Source organism: Nonlabens sp. SY33080 (genome assembly GCF_011784885.1).
Classification (GTDB): domain Bacteria; phylum Bacteroidota; class Bacteroidia; order Flavobacteriales; family Flavobacteriaceae; genus Nonlabens; species Nonlabens tegetincola.
Map to the genome: position 1 here is coordinate 1983838 of NZ_CP050461.1, position 24666 is coordinate 2008503.

20 protein-coding genes are annotated in these 24666 nt (G+C 36.1%); 13 read left to right on the forward strand and 7 right to left on the reverse strand.

Annotated elements, in window-relative coordinates; genetic code table 11:
• Positions 1-69 precede the first annotated feature (69 nt).
• The 11 genes from HCN53_RS08885 (at position 70) to HCN53_RS08935 (ending at position 12887) form a co-directional block, all read left to right on the forward strand.
• Positions 70-933, forward strand: a complete 864-nt coding sequence (locus HCN53_RS08885; protein WP_167342723.1) for a DUF58 domain-containing protein — start codon at positions 70-72, stop codon at positions 931-933.
• Positions 933-2570: a hypothetical protein gene (locus HCN53_RS08890; protein WP_240919341.1), complete on the forward strand. Its 1638-nt coding sequence runs from the start codon at positions 933-935 to the stop codon at positions 2568-2570. Before HCN53_RS08885 ends, HCN53_RS08890 begins: the two co-directional genes overlap by 1 nt.
• Before the next feature lie 3 nt (positions 2571-2573).
• On the forward strand, positions 2574-3584 hold the full coding sequence (locus tag HCN53_RS08895) for a vWA domain-containing protein (protein WP_167342724.1): 1011 nt from the start codon (positions 2574-2576) through the stop codon (positions 3582-3584).
• A 5-nt stretch (positions 3585-3589) separates the two neighbouring features.
• A complete protein-coding gene (locus tag HCN53_RS08900; protein WP_060523547.1) occupies positions 3590-4621 on the forward strand; it encodes a VWA domain-containing protein in 1032 nt (343 codons plus the stop codon).
• On the forward strand, positions 4614-5471 hold the full coding sequence (locus HCN53_RS08905; RefSeq protein WP_060523546.1) for a tetratricopeptide repeat protein: 858 nt from the start codon (positions 4614-4616) through the stop codon (positions 5469-5471). Before HCN53_RS08900 ends, HCN53_RS08905 begins: the two co-directional genes overlap by 8 nt.
• 3 nt (positions 5472-5474) lie before the next feature.
• On the forward strand, positions 5475-7220 hold the full coding sequence (locus tag HCN53_RS08910; RefSeq protein WP_167342725.1) for a BatD family protein: 1746 nt from the start codon (positions 5475-5477) through the stop codon (positions 7218-7220).
• A gap of 4 nt (positions 7221-7224) precedes the next feature.
• A complete protein-coding gene (locus HCN53_RS08915; RefSeq protein ID WP_167342726.1) occupies positions 7225-7986 on the forward strand; it encodes a tetratricopeptide repeat protein in 762 nt (253 codons plus the stop codon).
• Between the two features lie 124 nt (positions 7987-8110).
• Positions 8111-9106, forward strand: a complete 996-nt coding sequence (locus HCN53_RS08920; RefSeq protein WP_042276887.1) for an NAD(P)H-dependent glycerol-3-phosphate dehydrogenase — start codon at positions 8111-8113, stop codon at positions 9104-9106.
• An 11-nt stretch (positions 9107-9117) separates the two neighbouring features.
• On the forward strand, positions 9118-10671 hold the full coding sequence (locus HCN53_RS08925) for an aldehyde dehydrogenase family protein (RefSeq protein ID WP_167342727.1): 1554 nt from the start codon (positions 9118-9120) through the stop codon (positions 10669-10671).
• Positions 10672-10743: 72 nt separating this feature from the next.
• Entirely contained in the window at positions 10744-11112 is a 369-nt protein-coding gene (locus HCN53_RS08930) for an MmcQ/YjbR family DNA-binding protein (protein ID WP_060523542.1), read from the forward strand.
• A 2-nt stretch (positions 11113-11114) separates the two neighbouring features.
• On the forward strand, positions 11115-12887 hold the full coding sequence (locus tag HCN53_RS08935) for a MutS-related protein (RefSeq protein WP_167342728.1): 1773 nt from the start codon (positions 11115-11117) through the stop codon (positions 12885-12887).
• A gap of 7 nt (positions 12888-12894) precedes the next feature.
• Here HCN53_RS08935 and HCN53_RS08940 read toward each other — a convergent pair whose 3' ends face one another.
• On the reverse strand, positions 12895-13407 hold the full coding sequence (locus HCN53_RS08940; RefSeq protein ID WP_042276879.1) for an acyl-CoA thioesterase: 513 nt from the start codon (positions 13405-13407) through the stop codon (positions 12895-12897).
• A 128-nt stretch (positions 13408-13535) separates the two neighbouring features.
• On the opposite strand from HCN53_RS08940, the gene HCN53_RS08945 reads away from it, so the two are divergent.
• On the forward strand, positions 13536-14276 hold the full coding sequence (locus HCN53_RS08945; protein WP_240919342.1) for a lysophospholipid acyltransferase family protein: 741 nt from the start codon (positions 13536-13538) through the stop codon (positions 14274-14276).
• A 94-nt stretch (positions 14277-14370) separates the two neighbouring features.
• On the opposite strand, the gene HCN53_RS08950 is transcribed toward HCN53_RS08945, so the two are convergent.
• The 4 genes from HCN53_RS08950 to recA all read right to left on the reverse strand — a co-directional run bounded on the left by HCN53_RS08950 (position 14371) and on the right by recA (position 18096).
• A complete protein-coding gene (locus tag HCN53_RS08950; RefSeq protein WP_167342729.1) occupies positions 14371-15975 on the reverse strand; it encodes an outer membrane beta-barrel protein in 1605 nt (534 codons plus the stop codon).
• A gap of 3 nt (positions 15976-15978) precedes the next feature.
• Entirely contained in the window at positions 15979-16524 is a 546-nt protein-coding gene (locus HCN53_RS08955) for an RNA polymerase sigma factor (RefSeq protein ID WP_042276870.1), read from the reverse strand.
• Between the two features lie 9 nt (positions 16525-16533).
• Positions 16534-16959 (reverse strand): hypothetical protein, encoded by a 426-nt coding sequence (locus tag HCN53_RS08960; RefSeq protein WP_167342730.1) that lies wholly within the window; start codon positions 16957-16959, stop codon positions 16534-16536.
• A gap of 123 nt (positions 16960-17082) precedes the next feature.
• Positions 17083-18096: a recombinase RecA gene (gene recA, locus HCN53_RS08965; protein WP_042276864.1), complete on the reverse strand. Its 1014-nt coding sequence runs from the start codon at positions 18094-18096 to the stop codon at positions 17083-17085.
• Between the two features lie 258 nt (positions 18097-18354).
• On the opposite strand from recA, the gene HCN53_RS08970 reads away from it, so the two are divergent.
• On the forward strand, positions 18355-19392 hold the full coding sequence (locus HCN53_RS08970) for a rhodanese-related sulfurtransferase (protein WP_060523537.1): 1038 nt from the start codon (positions 18355-18357) through the stop codon (positions 19390-19392).
• Between the two features lie 58 nt (positions 19393-19450).
• Here HCN53_RS08970 and HCN53_RS08975 read toward each other — a convergent pair whose 3' ends face one another.
• Both HCN53_RS08975 and HCN53_RS08980 read right to left on the reverse strand, forming a co-directional pair.
• Positions 19451-19624 (reverse strand): hypothetical protein, encoded by a 174-nt coding sequence (locus HCN53_RS08975; RefSeq protein ID WP_167342731.1) that lies wholly within the window; start codon positions 19622-19624, stop codon positions 19451-19453.
• 9 nt (positions 19625-19633) lie between these two features.
• Positions 19634-24604, reverse strand: a complete 4971-nt coding sequence (locus HCN53_RS08980; protein ID WP_167342732.1) for a fibronectin type III domain-containing protein — start codon at positions 24602-24604, stop codon at positions 19634-19636.
• Positions 24605-24666 lie beyond the last annotated feature (62 nt).

Genomic DNA, 24666 nt, shown 5'->3' on the forward strand with positions numbered 1-24666 from the left:
TCTAAATAATCCTTTTAATAAATCTATAATTAGTAACAAATCCCTGTGTTCCACAGGCAACGTAACTTCATGAATACTCAGGAGCTTTTAAAAAAAGTACGAAAAATTGAAATCAAAACACGTCGATTGAGCGACGCTGTATTTGGTGGTGAGTATCATAGTGCTTTTAAAGGAAGAGGAATGACTTTTAGCGAGGTGCGTCAATATCAATTTGGTGATGATGTTCGTAATATAGATTGGAACGTTACCGCTAGATATAACGAGCCTTATATTAAGGTTTTTGAAGAAGAACGTGAACTCACGTTAATGCTAGTAGTAGATGTAAGTTCTTCAACTTTGTTTGGAACTCAAAATCAAATTAAAAAGGAGATTATAACAGAACTGTGTGCAACATTAGCCTTCAGTGCTTTACAAAACAATGACAAAGTAGGGTTATTACTTTTTTCGGATCAAGTAGAATTATTTGTACCACCAAAAAAAGGAAAGTCACACATTCTTAGGATTATAAGAGAATTATTGGAATTTAAACCAGAACACAAAAAGACTGATGTTTCTGGGGCTTTAAAATATATGGCTGGTGTTCTTAAAAAGAAAGCCATTGTTTTTGTTTTGTCTGATTTTATGAGTGATGATTATATGAAAACCTTACAAATAATTGGACGTAAGCATGATGTTACTGGAGTAAGAATTTACGATAAGCATGAACAAGAGCTTCCTAAAATAGGCCTGGTCCAATTTAAAGATCTAGAAACAGGAAAAAATTTGTTCATTAATACAAACTCTAGCAAAACTCGCCGTGAGTATGCCGCTCATCATATAGAAAAAGCAGCTTATTTTAGAGATGCTTTTACTAGGTCTGATGCCGGAGCTATTGATCTAGAAACTAGAGAAGATTATTCAAAAAAATTATTAGGTTACTTTAAAGCAAGATAATGAAATACGTACTGTACCTCTTTTTTATTGTTTCTGCTTGGGCAACAGCTCAACAACCAGAAGTATCTACAAAAGTAGATCGTGACCTTATTAAAATTGGAGAAGAAGTAGTTCTAGAAATTGGCATTACGGCTCAAAAAAGTGATTTAGTAATCTTTCCAGAGCAACCTGCCTATGGAGCTTTAGAGGTTTTAGAATCATATCCAGTAGATAGTGTTATTGCTGATGATAAATTTCAGCTTTTTAAGAAGTACGGAGTAACACAATGGGACAGCGGTGACTACTGGATACCACAATTAAAAGTCCTTATAAACGATGATAAGCAAGTCCTAACTGATTCACTTCTTGTAAGTGTAAGAGAAGTTGAAGTAGATACTACTAAACAAAAAATGTTCCCTATTAAGGACACACTTAATATTGAAACTGTTACGAGAACAGATTGGTCCTGGTTGTGGTGGCTATTTCTTTTATTACCTATTGGAGCTATTATTTATTTGCTTTCGCGAAAGCGTGAAAAGAAAAGCTATGAGGATACACTAGCTCCATATGAATGGGCGATATATCGTCTTAAACAACTAGAAAACAATAATTGGCTAGAAAACAGAGATTGGAAAAGCTACTATTCTGAAATCACATATATCATAAGAAGATATATAGATTCGAAGGTTTATGGGCGTACGATGGAAAGCACCACACAACAACTGCTTACCGAGCTCAAGGTTGTGATGAATGAAAAGGGCATGCACATCACCCAGAATTCGGAAAATCGACTAGAATCATTGCTTCAAAAAGCTGATTTAATCAAGTTTGCTGGCGCCTCAAGTGACTCTATAAGTGCCAAAGAAGATCGTGGTTATGCACACGATATCATATACAACATTCATCAAGTGTTGCCACCACCTAGTGAAGAAGAGCTCATGCTAAGCGCAGAATATCAAAGAAAACAAGCTAGAAAAAAAGCCCTTAAAAAAGGATTGCTAGTTTCTGCAATTAGTCTACTAGTCATTTGTAGCGGTATTGGGATATGGACTTACTTTTCAGGTTGGGACAATGTAAAGGATAGTGTCTTTGGAAATAAACTGCGCAGTTATAATGAGCAAGAATGGTATACGGCAGAGTATGGTTTACCAAGCATTCAACTTGATACACCAGAAATACTAGTTAGACAATCAACCTTAAACAGTGAGGAAGAAAGTACTGCTACAAAAATCAATGAGCAAGTCTTTGAATGGAAAGACGATAAAGATCTTGCAGGAGTTTATGTAAAAACATACCAAATACCAGCAAGTGCTACGCAAGGTAAACAAGAAATTAATCCACAAGAGTTTATAGATATTTTCCTTAAACAATTAGAAGAAACAGGAGCATCAAACATCCTAAACTTTGACAGTGAAATCACTACCAACAACATAAAAGGTATAAGTATCACAGGAAGTTTTGAACGTGAGGGAAATAAATACGATTACGAAACCAGATTTTATGCTACAGGACCTGGTGTAGTTGAGTGTATGGTTTATAATATCATGGACGATGAAGAATTAGAAGAAAGACAATATGGACAACAGCTTAAAGAAAGGGTTATAGAAAGTTTGACCATACCTTCATCCATTCAACAACCTAATAATAAAGACAAGTAAAAGATGTGGAACTTTGAAAACATAAAGTTTTTAAATCCAGAGTTTTTCTGGTTGTTATTGTTATTAGTTCCGCTAGCGGTATTCTATTTTTTTTCACATAGAAAACAACAAGCAGAGGTTTATATTTCTAGTACAGCTGGTTTTAAGTTTAAAGAATCACTTTTAGGTAAATTAAAGCCTATACTTTATTTACTTAGATTATTAGCTATCGCTTTATTAATTATAGCCATAGCAAGACCTCAAACAACCGATGTTACTACTAGAACAAAAAAAACCAGTGGTATAGATATAGTTCTTGCCATTGATGTGAGTGCTAGTATGCTGGCAAGAGATTTTAAACCGGATCGATTACAAGCAACTAAGGAAGTTGCTACAAACTTTATACAAGGCAGGCCAAATGACCGTATAGGTATTGTAGTATACGCAGGAGAAAGTTATACTAAAACACCGATTACTACCGATCAAAAGGTCTCGCTCAATGCGGTAAAAGGTATCGAATTTGACGAAGTGCTAGAAAACGGTACTGCAATCGGAATGGGATTAGGAACAGCAGTTAATAGACTTAAAGAAAGTGAGGCAGAAAGTAAAGTAATCATACTCATGACTGATGGTGTGAATAACAGCGGAGTAATTGATCCCAAAATAGCCGGAGAACTTGCCGTCGAATTTGGAATTAAGGTATACACCATTGGAATAGGTACAAATGGTAATGCTCTTTCACCATACAGCAGGTATCCTAATGGGGAATTTCAATTTAGAATGTTACCTGTAGAAATCGATGAAGAGCTTTTAAAAAATATAGCCGCGTCAACCGGTGGACGCTATTTTAGAGCAACTGATGATGAAAAGTTAAAAGAAATTTATAATGAAATCGATCAACTTGAAAAAACTGAAATAGAGCAATTTGAATTTTATAGTGTGCAAGAAAAATTTAGAGCATTTGCATTAATCGCCTTTTGTTTGCTTGCGATAGAACAACTGTTAAAACACACGCTATTTAAATCTGTAGCCTAGTAAATATGTACGTACTTGAAGAGAAAATATATTTTTGGTTATTAGTAGCAATTCCATTGCTATTAGTGTTTTATATAGCCGTAAGCTTGTGGCGATTGAGAGCACAAAAAAAGTACGCCCAAAAACATCAATTACCACACCTTATGCCCAACAAGTCGTGGTTTAAACCGCTACTCAAGGTAATTACCATAAGTTTTGGGCTTGGCTTTATAGCCTTTTCCTTGGTTAATTTAAAAGCAGGAACAAGACTAGAAACTGTTAACCGTGAAGGAGTAGATATCGTATTTGCGGTAGATATTTCAAAATCCATGCTAGCAGAAGATATTGCGCCTAATCGATTGGAAAAATCTCAACAACTTGTCACACAAATTATTAATAATCTTGCAAGTGACCGTATAGGATTGATTGCCTATGCAGGTAGTGCCGTGCCTCAGTTACCCATAACTACTGACTATGGTAGTGCCAAACTATTTTTACAAGGATTAAGTACTGATCTAGTATCCAGTCAAGGAACTGCAATTAATGAAGCAATAGAACTAGCACTAGGATACTATGGGGATGATAGTGAAGCTGCCAAAGTGTTAGTTATCATAAGTGACGGTGAGGATCATGAAGGTGATTCTGTTGACCTAGCAGAGGCTGCTGCAGAAAAAGGCTTACACATAATAACAATAGGTGTAGGAACTCAAAAAGGTAGTAACATTCCTATACGAGAAAATGGTATTGTAAAATCCTTTAAAAAAGATCAAAACGGTAAAACTGTTATCACCAAATTAAATGCGACAACGCTTCAAGAAATAGCAGAGGCTGGTAATGGTGTTTATATAGATGGTACCTTAACTAATGAAGTGATTGAAAAACTAAAGGCAGAGTTAGACACCTTGGACAAAGTCGCTTTTGATTCACAACAATATGCCGATTTTGAATCACAATTCCAATGGTTTCTAGCCTTTGGCCTATTCTTTGTCGTACTGGATGTATTCTATTTAGAAAGAAAAACAGGATGGATTAAAAAACTTAATTTATTTAATGAATAATAATAGTATACATATCACCTATGTTTTGATATTCATGCTAATATCATTCTACACTGCGGCTCAAAACGAACAAGAACCAGCCATAAATTACGCAGAACAGCAAGCCATAAAAGATGCTCAAGATGCTGCTAGTGATGGTGATTTCGCTTTCGCGGAAGCGGAATACAAAAAAGCCCTATCATTAAACCCAGATAATGCGCAAGCGGCTTATAATTTGGGTAATCTGTATTACAACAACGAGAAAAAAATTGAGGCAAACTCCTATTTTAGAAAGGCTGCAGATGCTGCTACTTCTAAAGAAATGAAGCATAAAATTTTTCACAATATAGGTAACACTTTATTAGAGAACAAAGATTACGATAAAGCTATTGAAGCCTATAAGAACGCATTACGTAACGACCCTACCGACGATGAAACTCGTTACAACCTAGCTCTTGCAAAGCAAGAAAAAGAGAAACAAGGTGGCGGCGGTGGCGGCGGTAATGACGAGAATGATCAAAACCAACAGCAAGAAAAGGAGCAAGAACAAGATAAGAATAAGGAAGGTGATCAAGACGAAAAGTCTGATGGTGATAATAAAGGAGATCAAAACGAAAAAGAAGGAGATCAAGATAAAAATGATGGTGATCAAAAGAATGATGACCAAGGAAAAAATAGCGAAGGTGAAAACGGTAATGATTCACCAGAAGAACAAAAAGGACAAGCACCTCAACGCCAGCAAGGAAAAATGACAAGGCAACAAATTAAACAGTTGCTCGAGGCGATGAATAATGAGGAAAAGAAAATTCAAAAGAAAGTAAACGGTAAAAAGGCCAAAGGAACCGTTAAGAAATCAGAAAAAGACTGGTAAGTAATGAAAAGCACGTGGTTTTACATATTAGTTTTTATAGCAGCATGGGCACACGCACAAGTAGAGTTTACTACGAGCGTAAGTCGTGAACGTATCGCACTCAATGAGCGCATGCGTGTTGAATTTAAAATGAATGTAAATGGTAATGATTTTACACCGCCAAACTTTGTAGGATTTCAAGTAGTAGGTGGACCTAGTCAATCTTTTTCACAACAATGGATTAATGGAAAAGGATCCATGACAAAATCGTTTACCTATATATTAAAACCTAATAAAACAGGAAAACAGTATATTAAACCAGCTACCATGAATTACGAGGGTAAAACATACTCTACTCAAACAGTAGAGATAAATGTAACTGGTGCTGTAAATAAACCTAAAAACATTAATGACACCTCGCCACGAGCAGATGAGACCGTACATCTCGTTGCCGAGATTTCAAACGCAAATCCTTATCTCAATGAAGCTATTAGGGTCGTATACAAACTTTATGTTTCAAACACATCTGGAGTAAATGACTGGCGCGAGGTTAACTCACCTAAATACGCAGACTTTTGGAGTGATAATATCGACAATCGTAATAGTCTAGTTAAAGAAGGAACTTATAAAGGAAAGCCTTATCGATACAAAGTATTAAGAGAAGCTATCCTCTATCCTCAAAAAACAGGTAAATTAATTATAGAACCGCTTACTTTAGAAGTAGATGTGGTAGTTCCTACCGGTCAACGTAGTTTTACAGGTAGACCGTATATGACCACCGAACAAATAACAGTCAGTGCTGGTAAACGTACTATTGATGTTAAAGATCTTCCACTAGATGGTAGACCAGCAAACTTCAATGGAGCAGTAGGTCAATTTGAATTTCAAGTAGAAACTGATCAAGTACAAATTGAAGCAGGTGAAAGCATGACTGCTAGTGTTCAAGTAGGTGGAGTAGGAAATCTTAAATTAATGGATTTACCAGAACTTAAAGCACCTAAGAGTCTTGAAGTTTACGAACCAGAACGCATTAATAACGTACGTACCTCAATTACAGGAATGCGAGGAAATATTAAGGACAAATACACCATAGTTCCTCAATACAGCGGTAAATATGTTATTCCACCTGTTGAATTTAGTTATTTTGATCCCAAAAAGGAGTCCTACGTAAGTTTAAATAGTGGTGAAATTTTATTACAAGTAGAAGGTGATGTTGCTGCTCCTATAGCTACCACAGAAAACAAAAACGTCATTACTCAAAACAACCAGTTTGTTTTCATTAAAACGGATACCGAATTAACATCACAAAACGAGGAACAGTTTTTTGGCTCAACAAAATACTGGATAACCTTAGGTGGTATTTTCCTTCTTTTACCTTTATTCTTAATAGTGAAAAAACGTAAAGAATCTAGAGCTGCCGATGTAGTAGGTAATCGATTGAGAAACGCCAATAAATTGAGTAAAAAATACTTGAGCACTGCTCGTAAAAATTTAGGCAATCACGAAGAATTCTATGTCGCTCTAGAAAAATCCCTACACAATTATCTCAAATCTAAACTTAGTATTTCAACAAGTGAAATGACTAAAAACAATGTAGGACAACTCTTATTAGACCGCGGTGCTACCGTTCAAACAAAACAAGAGTTTATTAAACTACTAGAAAGCTGTGAATTTGCACGATACACGCCGTCAACTCCTGCTAGCATGAGAGAAGATTATGAAAGAGCTAGTCAGGTCCTTAATTTGATAGACAAACAATTAAAAAGCTAGTTTTATGAGAACAACCTTAATTTTTCTAGCTACCGTCCTATTAACTTGGCCTATTTTCAGTCAAGAAGAGGCTGCTTATTCCGCTTTCGCGAAAGCGAATCAAGCATATACTAACGAAAATTATGAAATAGCAATTGCAGGTTATGAGCAAGTATTAAGTACAGGTCTACACAGTGCCGATGTTTATTTTAATCTAGCTAATGCTCATTACAAATTAAATCAGGTAGGTCCGGCTATTTATAATTACGAGAAAGCCCTAGAACTAGACCCTGAAAACGAAGATATTAAGAGCAATCTAGCATTTGCCAATCGTATGAAAATAGACGCTATAGAATCCTTACCACAAGACAATTTATCTGGAAGTTTACAGGATACTATAAAATCGTTATCTGTCGATGAATGGGCCTATTTTAGTGTCATTGCTGCCTTATTTACCATACTATTCATAGTACTTTATATTTACGCAGGAACTACAAGTAAAAAAAGATTGTTTTTTATTCTTTTCATTCTTACTGGTATTTTGTTTTTATCTACTGCTGCTGCTGCCTTTTACAGTAGTGAATATTTAGATAAAAAGCAATTTGCTATTGTTTACATAGAAGAATTCACAACTCGCAGTGAACCTAAAAATAGCGCTGGCACCAGCTTTGTTATTCATGAAGGAACTAAAGTTGAGGTCCTTGAAGAATTCAATGATTGGGCGCACATACAACTCGCAAATGGTAGTAAGGCCTGGATGCCATTAGAGGATTTGAAAAAGCTTTAAGGAATCTTTCTTCAATCTGATCTAGAACATAAAGTTTTATCATGCATGCATAACAACTAAAATACTTGTGTAAGTATGTCTGTTGTTGAGTTGCTTATATTTGCATATACCCCAAAAAAGTAGAATGACATTATCAAAAAATATTGCAGTAATAGGTGGTGGAAGTTGGGCAACGGCTATTGTGAAAATGCTGTCGGAGAACCTAGAAACTATCCATTGGTACATGCGCAGTGAATATGCCATTGAACATATTAAACGTAATGACCACAATCCTAATTACTTAAGCTCAGTTGAGTTTAAAAACAATCAATTGCACTTGTCTAGCGATATAAATGAAATCGTGAGCGCTGCAGATATTTGCATATTTGCGATTCCTAGTGCTTTTGTGTACAGCGAGTTGGAATCTCTAGAGGTTTCATTAGAAAACAAAATAATTTTTAGTGCTATTAAAGGAATAGTACCTGAAACAGGGCTTATTGTTGGAGAACATTTTCATGATCATTACAACATTCCTTTTGAAAACATTGGTGTTATTACCGGACCTTGCCATGCCGAAGAAGTTGCCCTAGAACGGTTGTCCTACCTTACAATCGCGTGTGCAGATGAAGAAAAAGCGCAACATCTAGCTACTTGCCTTAATAGTGATTACATCAACTGTAAAATAAGTGATGATATCATAGGGACTGAATATGCCGCCATGCTTAAAAATATTTATGCTATTGCTGCTGGAATAGCTCATGGACTGGGATATGGTGATAATTTTCAAAGTGTTCTTATGAGTAATGCTATACGTGAAATGAAACGATTCATTAAAAAAGTACACAAAATGAAACGTAACATCAACGATAGCGCCTACTTAGGAGACTTACTAGTAACAGGTTATTCAGTTTTTTCACGAAATCGATTGTTTGGTAATATGCTAGGAAAAGGATATACAGTGCGCAGTGCACAATTAGAAATGAGCATGATCGCCGAAGGTTACTACGCAACGAAAAGCGCGTACAAAATAAACGAAGATAAAGGAGCTCGTACTCCTATTTTAAATGCTGTTTACAGCATTTTATACGACAATAAAAATCCAAAGAAAGTATTTAAAAAACTAGCTGATAAGCTAGACTAAAATCAAAAAACATGTCTGAAATAGCCAAAGAATTTGGTATCAACACCGCTCTAGAAGCTCTAGGTCTCAATAAGAAAAATGAAGGGACTTCTACAGGTTCAAAATCAATCAAAGGTAGTGAGTATATCACATCCTATTCACCAGTTGATGGTGCCGTTATAGGTGAGGTTTCTGTCACTACAAAAGATGCTTATGAAGAAGTAACAAGTGCTGCCCAACTAGCGTATAAAGAATGGAGAGTTATTCCTGCACCACAAAGAGGTGAAATAGTACGTCAATTCGGTGAAGAACTTAGACGTCTTAAAGAACCTTTAGGTAAACTAGTTTCCTATGAAATGGGAAAATCTTACCAAGAAGGATTGGGTGAAGTTCAGGAAATGATTGATATCTGTGATTTTGCCGTTGGTCTTTCTAGACAATTACATGGATTAACCATGCACAGTGAACGTCCAGGACACCGCATGTATGAGCAATACCATCCTTTAGGAATTGTAGGAATTATAAGTGCCTTCAATTTCCCTGTTGCCGTATGGGCATGGAATACAGCCCTTGCATGGATCTGTGGTGATGTATGTGTGTGGAAACCTAGTGAGAAAACTCCTTTATGTGGGGTAGCTTGTCAAAATATCATTGCCAAAGTTTTAAAAGACAACAACCTACCTGAAGGAATCTCATGTTTAATTAACGGTGATTACAAAGTAGGTGAGTTTATGACAACAGATAAACGAGTGCCATTAGTAAGTGCCACTGGTTCTACTCGTATGGGAAGAATAGTAGCTGCAACGGTAGGTGAACGTTTAGGTAAATCATTATTAGAATTAGGTGGTAATAATGCCATAATCGTAACACCAGATGCAGACGTTAAAATGACTGTGATAGGCGCTGTTTTTGGTGCTGTAGGAACCGCTGGTCAACGTTGTACTTCTACAAGAAGATTAATCGTTCATGAATCTATGTATGACACTGTTAAAAACGCCATAGTAGATGCGTATCAACAACTTAAAATAGGTAACCCATTGGATGAGAATAACCATGTAGGCCCATTAATTGATACGGATGCGGTTGCTAATTATAACAAGGCTCTTGAAGATGTAGTTGCACAAGGTGGAAATATTCTGGTAGAAGGTGGAGTACTTACAGGTGCTGGATATGAAAGCGGCTGTTATGTGAAACCTGCGATTGCAGAGGCATCTAACAACATGGAAATTGTACAACATGAAACTTTTGCGCCAGTACTCTACTTACTTAAATATTCTGGTGAAGTAGAAAACGCGATTGAGCTACAAAATGATGTTGCACAAGGTCTTTCTAGTGCCATCATGACTAATAATTTAAGAGAGGCAGAACGCTTCCTTTCGCACGCAGGATCTGATTGTGGTATAGCAAATGTAAACATCGGTACAAGCGGTGCAGAAATAGGCGGTGCTTTTGGTGGTGAAAAAGACACCGGTGGCGGACGTGAATCTGGATCAGATGCATGGAAAGTCTACATGCGTCGTCAAACTAATACTATCAATTACACTACTGAGTTGCCTCTTGCGCAAGGGATAAAATTTGATCTATAAGTAAAAGTATTAGATACTTAAAAGCAGCTCTTTTAAAAGAGCTGCTTTTGTATTTTTAGACAAATTTAAATCATGAACGTAGAACAACTTAGAGATTATTGCTTGTCGAAAAAGGGTACCACAGAAGAATTTCCATTTGATCAGGTAACCTTAGTCTTTAAGGTTATGGGAAAAATGTATTGTCTAACAGGATTAGAACATTGGGAAAACGGTAAGCCAGCTGTTAATCTCAAATGCGATCCTGAAAAAGCTATACAATTACGTGAAAAGTACGAGGGAACTGTCATCGGTGGCTATCATAGTAACAAGAAACATTGGAATACAGTCTATTTAAATGAAGACATGGGCGATGACGAACTGTTAACGTGGATCGATCATAGTTATGAGCTTGTAGTTAATAAGCTCACTAAAAAACAAAAGCAAGAATTACAGCTACTCTAAACATGACATTAGACCTATTAAACACCTATAAAGAAAGGATAGAAATCAACCGAGGCAAGGTAGAAGCTATAAAGAAAAAACTATCATTGAGCAGTGCTTTAAGATTAGTTTTATTCCTATCCTTAGCTGTAAGCGTATATTATTTCTGGAGTAAAATAGGTGTCCTAACATTAATCTTAGGTACTGGTGGCGCCCTATTTCTATGGTTAGTAAAGAACCACCAAAATTTAAAAAATCAAAAAGATTTTCATCAATTATTAATCGAAATTAATGAAAAGGAGATCTTAGCTGTCCAAGGTGAATTTGATTCCTTTGTTGATGGTGATGCTTATAAAAATCCCACTCATGACTACTCACACGATATAGATTTATTTGGTAAGGGTTCATTATTTCAACAAATAAATAGGTGTGCTACAAAAGGTGGTGAAGTTACGCTTTCGCGAAAGCTAACTCACAATCAACCTAGTGGTGTAATTGAAAAGCAAATAGCGATTAAAGAGCTATCTGGCAAACTTAATTTTAGGCAAAACTACATGGCTACTGCACGATTGATTTCCATAGATCGTGCTACAAACTTTGCTCATTGGTTTACAAACTATAAACCATTTGTACCTAAATATTATTCATGGGGATGGTCTATAATTCTCACTGTTAACATAGTGCTTATTGCTTTGTATAGCTTTACTAGTTTAAACGGTTATTTAGCCTCAATAGGTGTTGTTATTGCTCTATTAGTGACAAGGCGCTATCTTAAAAAAGTGAATCAAGTAGCTCAAGTAATTACACCGCTTGAAGATTTTTTTGCTCAATATGGAAAACTAATTGCGCTTATTGAGAAACAAGAGTTTCAATCATCTTTACTGTTAGAAATCCAAAACAATCTTAAAACACAGGATAAAAAAGCATCTAGCGTTATGCATGATTTTTCACAAGCGCTAGGTAGGTTAGATCAAAGGCATAACATGTTGTTTGGATTTATTGCAAATGCATTAGGTTTATGGGATCTTAAGCAAATGAGTTACATTGAACGTTGGATAAGTGAGTATAAAGAAAAAGTAGGTACGTGGATAAGTATGATTGAAGAGATAGATGCCATTAACAGTATGGCTAATTATGCCTATAATAACCAAACCTTTACCTATCCTAGTATCAAATCTGGTCCGTTTACCTTACAAGCTAGCAAAGCCTCACATCCTTTATTAAATCCAGAAAAAGCGATTGGAAATCCAATATCTATAAGTCAAGGCGAGTTTTTCATCATTACCGGAGCCAACATGGCTGGAAAAAGCACCTTTCTTAGAACCGTGTCATCACTAATCGTTATGGCAAATTGCGGACTTCCAGTTTGTGCTCATGATGTTGTATATTCTCCTATTAGACTAATCACCAGTATGCGTACTACAGACTCAATACAAGATGACACCTCATACTTCTTCGGTGAATTAAAGAGATTACAATACATTATGAATAGCATTGAAGAGTTTCCTTATTTCATTGTTTTAGATGAAATTTTAAAAGGAACAAACAGTGAGGACAAAGCTATTGGATCACAAAAATTAGTACAAAAACTTAATTCACTGGGCGCAACAGGAATTATAGCCACACATGACTTAAGCCTAACACAGGTAGCAAACGATTATCCTAGCATTAAAAATTACTATTTTGATGCAGAAGTTGTAAATGATGAATTACATTTTGATTATAAATGTAAAACGGGAGTAGCTCATAATATGAACGCCAGCTTCCTGTTGCGTAAAATGGGAATTGTAGAATAAGCCTTACCTATTCTTCAAATAGGGCTTTAAGTTCAGTCGCATCAGCAGCTTTCATTTTACCTGCAAGAACTAGACTTAATTGCTTGCGCCTTAAAGCCGCATCATAACGCATTTTTTCCTCTTCAGTTTCTGGTGTAATGGCTGGAATTTGAACCGGTCTACCTGTATCGTCAACTGCTACAAACGAATAAATTGCCTCGTTTGCTTTAGTTCTCTCACCGCTCTCACGATCCTCCACCCAAACATCCATAAAAACCTCCATAGAGGTTTTAAAAGCTCTAGTTACTTGTGCTTCAATAGTTACAACACTACCTAGAGGAACCATTCTATTAAATGCTACATTATTTACCGATGCTGTTACCACAATACGTCTAGAATGACGTCTTGCCGCAATACTTGCCGCACGATCCATACGAGCCAGCAATTCACCACCAAATAAATTATTAAGTGGATTAGTTTCACTAGGTAATACCATATCAGTAACCGTTGTAAAAGATTGCGATGGCGTTTTAGCTTGCATAATTTGAATTTTTTTGCAAAAGTAGCGTATAAGCTTAACTACCTACCAGCTTTTAGATGAATTTAAGGTTAAAATGTGGAGATCATTATCTCGTTCAACATTATAATTCTTATTATTTTTGAAAAAGTTTGAAAATAGTACGTTACATATTAATGCCGGTCTATCGAGTGTGGTTCTACGTACTAGTAGGGCTTCCTATTGTAGTATTAATGCCATTGTTAATTCTTACTACTATTTCTGAAAAAACTTACAATTGGTTCTTTAAACTTGCAAGATTGTGGGCTGCCATCGTTTTATACGGTATGGGATTCTTCCCAAAGATTAAACGATTAGCCAAAATGGATCCTCATCAAAGCTATATGCTAGTGGCAAACCACACTAGCATGACTGATATTATGATGATGTTGTTGATATCAAAAAATCCATTTGTTTTTGTAGGTAAAAAAGAGCTCGCAAAAATCCCTTTATTTGGTTTTTTCTATAAACGCACTTGTATTCTTGTAGACAGGAGCAACCCAAAAAGCCGCAAAGCTGTATTTGATCGAGCCAGACAACGTATGGAAGACGGCGTTGGAATTTGTATTTTTCCTGAAGGTGGAGTTCCCGACGACACAAGTATTTTATTGGACACTTTTAAGGATGGAGCTTTTAGACTTGCCATAGAACATCAAATACCTGTTTTACCTGTCACTTTATTTGATAATAAAAAGCGTTTTCCATTTGAATTTTTTAAAGGAAGTCCTGGAAAAATGAGAGCAATAGTACATCCTAGTATACCTAGTACTGGTATGACATTGCAGGATGATAAAGTACGCTTTCGCGAAAGCATAAGACAAATAATTCTTCAATCACTAGAGCAAGGGTCTTAAAAAAGAAAAACCGTCTCCATGGCACAGGAAACGGTCATTCATCATCATTGCATAATTAATCGAGTTTCAACTTAACTAAAGCTCAATTATACTTTTAAAATCTATATCTAACTCCCGAATAAATTCCAACCGCAAACGGCCTGAAATTTTCAGAATTGGTACGTAATGTATTAAGTTGATATTTCAACATTGGTTCTAGACTCACACCTATTTTATTATTGAAATTATAGTCAAGACCCAATCCAAAATTGGCACTTTGATTAAAGGTGTTAAAATTAGAATCCTCACCTAAGGTTGTTATTCCTTTTTCATTTTCAATGACCACAACATTATCGGTTAGGAATAACGCACTGAAACCAGCTAAAACATTAAACTTAAACTGACTATTTATCAGGGTATATTGAACCTCGAGCGGCACTTCAACATAACCCAAATCTTGTCTAAGCTCACCTTCAATACCATTAAATGTCGTGGTTGCACCAAACTCTTGATTAAAGCTAGAGGCTAGTAAATCAACATTATTAGGAGCTTGATTTGAAGTGGACACAGCATTAGGGTCATAGCCTGTTGAATTAGAAGATCCTCTTGCAAGAAAATCAAATCCTGTGTTGTACACCACATCCTGTGTTCCATAATTTAATCTCATGCGGTGCACACCTGTTCTCACGCTCCATCGTGGCGCAAAATTATAAGCAACATTGAATCCTACACTTAAGTTTACACTACCATTAGTTTCATTTTCAGTTACCTGATCGTTTATGGCTGTTCCCGATAAAACATCTGAATACACTGGTGCTATCAAACTAGATCCTTGCCATGATGGTGAGAATACGGTAGCCGTTGAATCGTTTTTCTCTTCCATTAATTTTTGAGCAGCTAGCATGGCATCCAACTCTTGAGATCGTTGTTTATTCAAACTATCAGTAAATTTCTTATTGTGAGCCATCAACGACTGGTCGTTTCCTAGATTGCTTTTAGTTGCCTTAATGCCGTTATTCTCAACTTCACTTTGATTAGATAGTGTTTCTTGAGAATTATTAGCCATTGATTGACCTAATGGATTATTAGTTTTATCACCAATTCCATTTTTAATTTTGTCATTATTATTGAGATTATTTTGAGCAAAGTTTTGATTTGCTACATCAGTTGAAAGTAAATCTCTTTTTTGTGCAACTTTTGAATTCTTTTTAATTCTGGACTTGGATGAGTTATTAACCAATACACCTGCCCGATCACCCTTCTTTAAAACTGAATTATTTTTAAATTGTTGATCACTAATTATGGATTGATTGTTATCGTTATCGGTCCTTATAGATGTATTGTCACTCTGACTACTAGTATTTGAATCTGTAGCTTCGGTATTATCCTGAGTGGACGAAACAGAAGAGCTATTATCTTCATAAGAAATTGCTCTATCCTCTGTTTCATCTACGTCAGGATCTAGGTCTGGAGTGGTTACTATCTCATTATGAACCCCAACACTATCAGTAAACTGATTTGAGAAGTAAACGGTTGTTACAATTATCGCAATAGCTGCTGCTATTCCAGACCAATATATCCAGATGGGCGTACCTTTCTTTTCTGGTTTTTGAGACGGTATTTTTTGTTCTATATTCTCCCAAAGTCCAGGTGGTGGCGTTACTTCAAAATCCTTGAAACGCTCCTGAAAAATTCTATCTATGTTCTTTTTATCTGCCATTTTCTAGCTGGCGTTATGATTATTATTCTCACGCCATTTTTCTATCATATCCTTAAGATGAAATCTAGCCCTAGCTAGGTTAGACTTTGATGTTCCTACCGTTATCTCCATCATTTGGGCTATATCCTTGTGGCTGTAACCATCTAGAGAATATAATGTAAACACCATACGATAACGATCTGGTAGTTTTTGTATCATTCCTAGAAGTTCATCCATTGTCAAGCTTTCATCATCTTCAACTTCTAATTCTACATCTTTAATTTGTTCTTCGTCTTCTAGTTTATAAATTTTTGTTCCTCTGTATCTTTTAAGAGCTTCATTAATTGCTATTCTCTTACACCAGCCTTCAAAAGATCCCTTATGACTAAACTGACCTATTTTTTTAAATATTGTTATAAAAGAGTCTTGCAAGATATCTTGAGCATCTTCCTGATTTGGGGCGTATTTGAGTGTACTAGCGTATAACTTACTAGCTAGACGTTCATACACTTCTCTTTGCGCCTTGCGATCTCCTTGTGCACATGATATGATAAGCTCTTTTTGAACCACATTATAAATTTATTCCCTTACAGGAACGGTCATTTCAATATAAGTAGGCAACCCATCGGCATCCAATCCGTTAAAAAATTTAAACACATAGCTACCGTTACTGGCAGCTATAAAGTTTAGATTAACCTCTTCCTCAATAACGTTGTTAGGGTTATTTTCTGCAAAACAATCATTTGCGTTATAAACCAATACAGGTGTTACCGTTCTTTCATTTAAAGTAGGTATCACCTCAAATCCTGAAAAAACAAAGCATTCTGCAGGTTTTTCTATTTTTAAAGAAACTATATGCGTCGTTCCAAAATCAAGGGTATCTGGCATATTAACTTCAACCACTTTTGCCGCAGAATAAGCTATCTGTGGACCATCATCTTCAATAGAACACGATACTATAGTTAACACAACAAAAAGGGATAACAGTAAAGATTTCAACTTCATATTCAAATTACATTTCTATACTATAGATGCATATCTATATAAAAGGTTGCGTGAAAAAATAAAAAAATAAAAAACCAGCTGTAATCTACAGCTGGTCACAAAGTTACTATTATTTAAATGTTGTTATGAAAGACTATCTTTAATAGCATTCATGATTTTCTCTTCAAGCTCGTCGACTAGATCTGGGTTGTCTTTTAAAATGGTTTTAACCGCATCACGACCTTGACCTAATTTTGTATCTTCATAGGAGAACCAAGAACCTGCTTTTTTCACGATTTCATATTGAACACCTAGATCAATAATTTCTCCTAGTTTAGAAACACCTTCACCGTACATGATATCAAACTCGGCAGTTTGGAAAGGTGGTGCCACCTTATTCTTAACTACTTTTACCCTAGTTTTATTACCTAGTACAGAACCTGAACTGTCCTTGATTTGAGTAGATCTTCTTATATCTAATCGCACTGATGCATAAAACTTCAATGCGTTACCACCGGTTGTTGTTTCAGGATTTCCAAACATCACACCGATTTTTTCACGTAATTGATTAATGAAAATTACTGTACAGTTAGTTTTTGAAATAGTACCTGTCAATTTTCTCAAAGCTTGTGACATTAAACGAGCATGTAATCCCATTTTACTATCTCCCATCTCACCTTCTATTTCGCTTTTTGGAGTAAGGGCCGCAACCGAGTCAACTACAATGATATCGATAGCACCTGATCTTATCAGGTTGTCGGCAATTTCCAAAGCCTGCTCTCCGTGGTCAGGTTGAGAAATAATTAGATTATCAAGATCTACACCTAGTTTCTCTGCATAAAATCTATCAAAAGCATGCTCTGCATCAATGAATGCTGCAATTCCACCTGCTTTTTGCGCCTCGGCAATAGCATGTAGGGTAAGTGTTGTTTTACCAGAAGATTCTGGCCCATAAATCTCAATTACCCTACCACGAGGATAACCACCTACACCCAAGGCAGAATTAAGAGCTAGTGAACCAGTAGGTATAGCATCTACTTCTTCAACCACTACATCTCCCATTTTCATCACCGCACCTTTACCATATGCTTTATCTAGCTTATCAAGAGTAAGCTTCAGCGCCTTTAATTTTGCTGCTTTTTCTTTATCGTCTGCCATTTGAAATATTTTACGTAAAAATAAAGGGAGATTCAAGCATTTGCAACTGGAATTCAATAAGATTATTAACTACTATAATTGAGTGCTTAAGTAAATTAAATTATGTTATTCCGCTTTCGCGAAAGCGTAATTAAAACAGAGAAAATGAATGATTAAAAGACTATTTTTTATCTAAGAACTTCATTACAAAAATGAGTTTTGTTTCACTCAAAGAATAACAATACCTTTGCAAGCTCAACACTATTAACTGTTTATAGCATGCAACTGTACAACAAATTAAGTGCTGAAGAAAGAAGAACTATGATACGTGAGGCTGGTAAAGAGCGCCTTACGATTTCTTTCTATCAGTATGCCCGATTAGGAAATCCAGAATTATTTAGAAATCATCTTTTTGTCGCATTTGACAATTTAGAAGTATTAGGCCGTATTTATGTAGCCCATGAAGGTATAAATGCGCAGCTCTCTATTCCTGCTGATCGTTTTATGGAATTCAAGAACTTTCTAGACGATATCTACTTCCTAAAAGATATAAGACTAAATATCGCTCGTGAACAAGATAACGAAAGCTTTTTAAAGCTAAAGGTCAAAGTGCGTAACAAAATTGTTGCCGATGGCTTAAACGACGAGACTTTTGATGTGACCAATAAAGGTCAACATGTCAATGCCGAGCAGTTTAATGCCCTTATTGAAGATCCAAATACGATTCTTGTGGATATGAGAAATCATTATGAAACTGAAATCGGCCATTTTAAAAATGCTTGGACTCCAGATGTAGATACTTTTAGAGAAAGCTTGCCAATTATAGAAAACGAGATCAAGCAACATAAAGAAGATAAAAAACTGGTAATGTATTGTACTGGTGGAATAAGATGTGAAAAAGCCAGTGCCTATTACAAGCACAAAGGATTTAAGGATGTATACCAATTAGAAGGTGGTATTATCGAGTACCACAGACAGGTAACAGAAAAGGGATTAGAAAATAAATTTAGAGGAAAAAACTTCGTTTTTGACCAAAGGTTGTCTGAAAAGATTGGTAATGAGGTTATTGCTAACTGCCACCAATGTGGCGAACCATGTGACACTCATACAAACTGTGCTAATGATGCTTGTCACTTGTTATTTATTCAATGTGATTCCTGTAAAGAAAAGTATGAAAACTGTTGTAGTCAAGAGTGTAATGACATTATCCAACTTCCTTTGGAAGAGCAAAAAAAACTACGCGCTGGACACTATAATAGCAACAATATTTTTAAGAAAGGTAAAAGCGAAAAGCTTAAGTTTAAAAAACATGTTTAATTAGTAAAAAAAGGGCTTTCAAAATTGAAAGCCCTTTTTTAATGATTTAATTATACATTTATTTTTTCTTCATAATTTTTCTTATTCCTATTCCTAATGCTGCAGCAATAGCCAGTGCTATTCCAGGAATAAAAGCGACGTCTTCAACCGTGTCATCAAAACCTGGTTGAGCCATTACAATTGAGTTGCTTACTAATAGTATTATAAGCGTGATATATAACTTTGCTTTCATGTTTTGATTTTATTTTATGACGATTTTTCTTGTTGTTGAATCTGTTCCGTTACTCACTGTTACGAAGTAAACTCCTGCTGTTAAATTGCTCAAATCACTTATTGTAATTCCATTAGTCGTTACATGAGTATTAATAGATCTGATTTTTTGTCCTAAACTATTAAATAGTAAGGCTGATAATTCATTATTACCTGAATTACTTACCTCTATATGCAATTGATCTCCATTTACAGGATTAGGATACAACCTTAGATCTTGAGCAAATGTTGATTCTTCAGTAGATAAAGTAACCGTTTGAAAAACTAGTTCAAATCTGTTAGGATTGATAGTATTTACATCATTAAAGTCTACACTAAAGAATACATTTGTTGTAGCGTTATTAGATACAGGTGTTAATTGTCCTGTAAACGTATCTTTAACAAAGACATCCAGATTTGAAAGCTCGTTAATAGAAACTTGCATAGTATAATCATTAACCTGATAATTAGATACGTTTAAAGCTACAGTTTCAGAAGCTGTAGGAAGTGAACGTCGTTCAACTGCAAGTTTATTGATGCCTTTTTGTACGGCGATATTTGCGTTTAATCCATTTAATTTAACGGCATCATTATAGTCTATATTATCACTGTGCTGGTTATCAAAATGAATGTACATCCCATCACTTTCCGAAAGATTATTATTTAATCTTGAAGTTTGAAATAATTTGATTCCTACAAAACCGTTTAATGGATTTGATCTAAAAACATTCTGATTTGACGTACCGGTCACCTTGTCTGACTCACTTATTGTTAAACTAGTAGCTCCAGTCGCTGCAGCAAAAAACACAGCTTGACCTGGGTCTAAAATGTTACTAGCTGTACCTGCAGTACCAGTACCAGAACTTATATTAATCGCAGTGTAATTACCTTTTACTCCTAATGTAGGATCCCAATAATACATATCAACTCCAGTATTAGCCGGTGAAACTGAAGCCATATCAATTTTGGCCTGATAAGGATTTGCCATGGCAAAGAATTCTCCATCTGCTATAGTAGGTGTCATGTTCATATCTCCAGTATACAGCGTTCCTGTAGCTCTTAATGTTGTGGCTGTTTGAGCTGCGTTATTATTACTTAAATCAGTCGTTCTATCACCTCTTACATATAATCTATAGTAGGTTCCAGTATTCAATATTTCTGAATTAGTATTTGTAACGGCGTCCCATGACTGAGTACCATCATTCCACTTAAACATACTTGGATTACCTGTTGGTGTTTCATCATGACCAGAGGTAGCGTTTACACTACCTATTGTACCTGTCGTTCCGGTCACATGAACCCCAAAACCGGTACTATTATTACCAGATTCTTGCCAGCTATCAAAAACTGTTTCCCCAGAAACGGATGAACCAACAAAACGGAAGGCTCTATTTGAAGCAGGTATATAACGCTCTACATTTACGTTACCACTTATTGAAGCTCCTGCCCCTAGTGGAGCCAAAACTGCTGTGCCCGAGGCATCACTTTTAAAGGTTAAACCTCCATTTGTTGTTAAATTACCATTTGCGACAGTAAGCGTTCCTAATAGATCTTGAGTACCACTTAAATTAACGTTGTTTGTATTATCAATTGTGAGATTATCGATGATACCTGTACCAGAAATATCTTGTGCACTAGAACCATTTAAGACTATAGCATTTGTACCTAGTAAACTACCATTATTAACTAAGCTACCATTAATTATTAAATCGCCTGCACTCGCATCTAACGATGCTCCAGACTCGACAGTCACATTACCAGCTGTAATTCCTGATGATAAAGCAGCAGTAGATCCAGGCTGAATTATTAAGTTATCATTAGCTGTAATATTTCCTTCTGGGTTATTACCGCCCATCCATGATGAGCCATTCCATGTATAATCTGTACTAGCTGCCTGTACTCCAAAATCATCAACGAATAAATCAAAGTCTGACGAACTAGCGCTACTTGCCTTCGCTATTATACCGAATCTAACTAAACCTGAATAGGAAGATAAATCAATGGTAATAGAATCACCGCTATTTGAAGGTTCAGTTCCTTGTGACCAATTTTGCAACACATTAGAAGATGACCAGGTCACACCGTTATCTGTTGAGATCAAAAGACTAACTGAGTCAGTGGCTTCGAAGCTTGCAGAACCTGTACCATTCCATACAGTCGCTCCGATATCAAAAATTAATTCATAATTATTACCGGTGCCTAAATCGTACGAAGGGCTTATTAACCATTGTCCAGTTGTATTTGTATACATATTATATTTGGCTGAATTTGATGAAGTCCCATTCAAGTAATCATCATCTGTCCATGCAGAAGATCCAAATGACAATGAAGTGTCTATCTCACCAGTAGCTTCTTCCCAACAATTCGGTAAATAAACTGAGAAATCTTCTATGGTATTTGGTGTTAATGGCGCACATGTGGTTGCAAAGCTTACTACACTAGACCAATCACTAGTTTCTGTAGGAGAGCAAACTGCACGTATATAAATATCGTAATCAGTTTCAGGAGTTAAGCCAGAAAGAGTATAAGGATTTGAATTTGCACTTACTACAGCACCTGTTCCTTGAGTAAATCCGCTAGCTCCGTATTCTAATTCCCATTCAGTTTCACCATTTATTGCACTCCAAGTGATTTGTGCAGAACTTGAAAAAGGCGCTGCAGATAAATCCGCTGGCATGATACAGTTTGGTGCCATCGTAAATGAAATATCATCTAGATAATAACTATCGTAAGAACCTGTTTGTCCATGTTTTATTGCCATATAAGAATCTGTTCCTGCTGGAATTACCACGGTTACATTTTCAAATGATGATGATGTTAGCGTTACTACCTCAACAGAAGTAAAGGTAGCAGGGTCATTAGCATCTGTAATTGTTCCTATTTCTAATTCTTGACCCGTTGATCCTTTTACACCAAATGATACTTGAATTCCATCAGTTGTTAGTTCAGCGATTTGTGGAGAAATCAACATATAGGTCCCTGTAGTATTAAAACCATTATAAAGACGGAATGATTTATTACCTGATTGGACATTGACTGTAGAATTGTCATAAACATAAGCAGCACCAGAGCCTGAATCTATCATATTCCAGCAGTCTGGCGCATTCGATGAAGATGTGCTTCCCGTTGCTGTTGACTCAAACCCTTCGGTAAAAGGTACATTGAAAATCAAACATGATGTCGTAAAACTATAAACGCCTGACCACGAACTCGTATCCGTTAATGAACATTTAGCCCTTACATAAACGTCGTAATTCGTGTTTGCTGTTAAACCTGATAGAGTATAAGGATTGGTGTTAGCTACTACAACAGTACCAGTACCTTGCGTAAAGCCACTAGCTCCATATTCTAATTCCCATTCAGTTTCACCGCTTCCACCGCTTGTCCATGATAAATCTATACTATTGGAGCCTATATTACTTCCATTTAAAGAATAAGGTTCTGAACATGCAGGTGTTTCTCTCACTCTTAGCTGGCTAAAATGGAAATAAACATCCTCTGGATCATTAACACTACCATCGGTTCCATAAAATGCAAATTGAACTGGTCCTGATAGAGATGAAATGTCATAAGAAAGGTATTCTCCCGTATCAGATGGTTCATTCCCTTGAGTCCAAGACTGTAACGTAACCCACGTATTACCACCATCAACCGAATACACAAAAGCTACTAAATCATCTGATCCTAAACTTGCTCCAGAACCACTGTTACCATTTTCGGTCAATGCTACTGTAATATTAACTTCAGTTGCATTGGATGTCGTTACATCAATTAAAGGAGATAACACCCAATCTGACCTATTGTCGGTATATAAATTAATAGCATTACTAGGAGTACCACCGTAGTTAGATGAATACCATAATCCTGATCCTAAATTACTTGGGCCAGTTGCTAATGTTCCATCGCCTGCTTCGTTCCAACAATTGTCTGAGAGATTTGCAGGTATTGCTGCGTCAAATTCTAAACTAAAAGCGCTACAAAGAGTTGTGAAACTTTCACTTGAAGACCATTCACTTGAATCAGTTGGTGAACATACTGCCCTTACATAAACATCATAATCAGTATTTGCCGTAAGTCCTGATAAAGTGTATGGGTTGCTATTAGTTGACACTATGGTACCTGTTCCTTGAGTAAATCCACTAGCTCCGTATTCTAATTCCCATTCAGTTTCACCGCTGCCTCCGGAAGTCCAATCTAAGTCTACAGAGGTTGGTGTTACATTTGAAGAAGTTAATGAGGAAGAAGCAATACATGTAGGCAAGGTTATAAAATTTACCACTGAAGACCAATCACTTGAATCAGTTGGTGAACAAACTGCTCTTACATAAACATCATAATTAGTATTTGCCGTAAGCCCTGATAAAGTATAAGGATTGCTATTAATTAATACTATGGTACCTGTTCCTTGAGTAAATCCGCTAGCTCCGTATTCTAATTCCCATTCAGTTTCACCGCTGCCTCCAGAAGTCCAATCTAAGTCTACAGAGGTTGGTGTTATAGCGCTTGCACTTAATAAGCTAGGGCTTAAACAAGAAGGTGGCACAGGTACAATGATTTGAAAAGAAGCTTCCAATTCTAATTCTGGTGACCCTGGTTCCCAATTAAAACTTACATCAACCGTTGATGGATCGCTGGGTGAATTTCCACCGTTATCACCTATTACCGATCCGTATGCAGTCACAGAAATAGTCGTTCCATCCCAACCGTCAGAGTATTGATCATAACAATTTACATAATAAGTTCCTGGAGCAATAGAAATGTCTTGATTTATTAATCCTGCGCCATTACTATACGATCCATCACCTTGACCCCAAACTTGAGTTCCACCACCATCCACAGCTGTGGTTATACTAACCCATTTCTCGTTAGGAAAATTTCCTCCAGAGGTTGTTATATTAATAGTCGATTGCGACAACGCGTAAAAAGAAATAAAAGAAAATAATACAAGTAGTTGTGCTTTCATATTCAATAGTTTTTGAAAGAGAACTTTAAAGAAGCAACTATTACCATTAATTGTTAATTTTA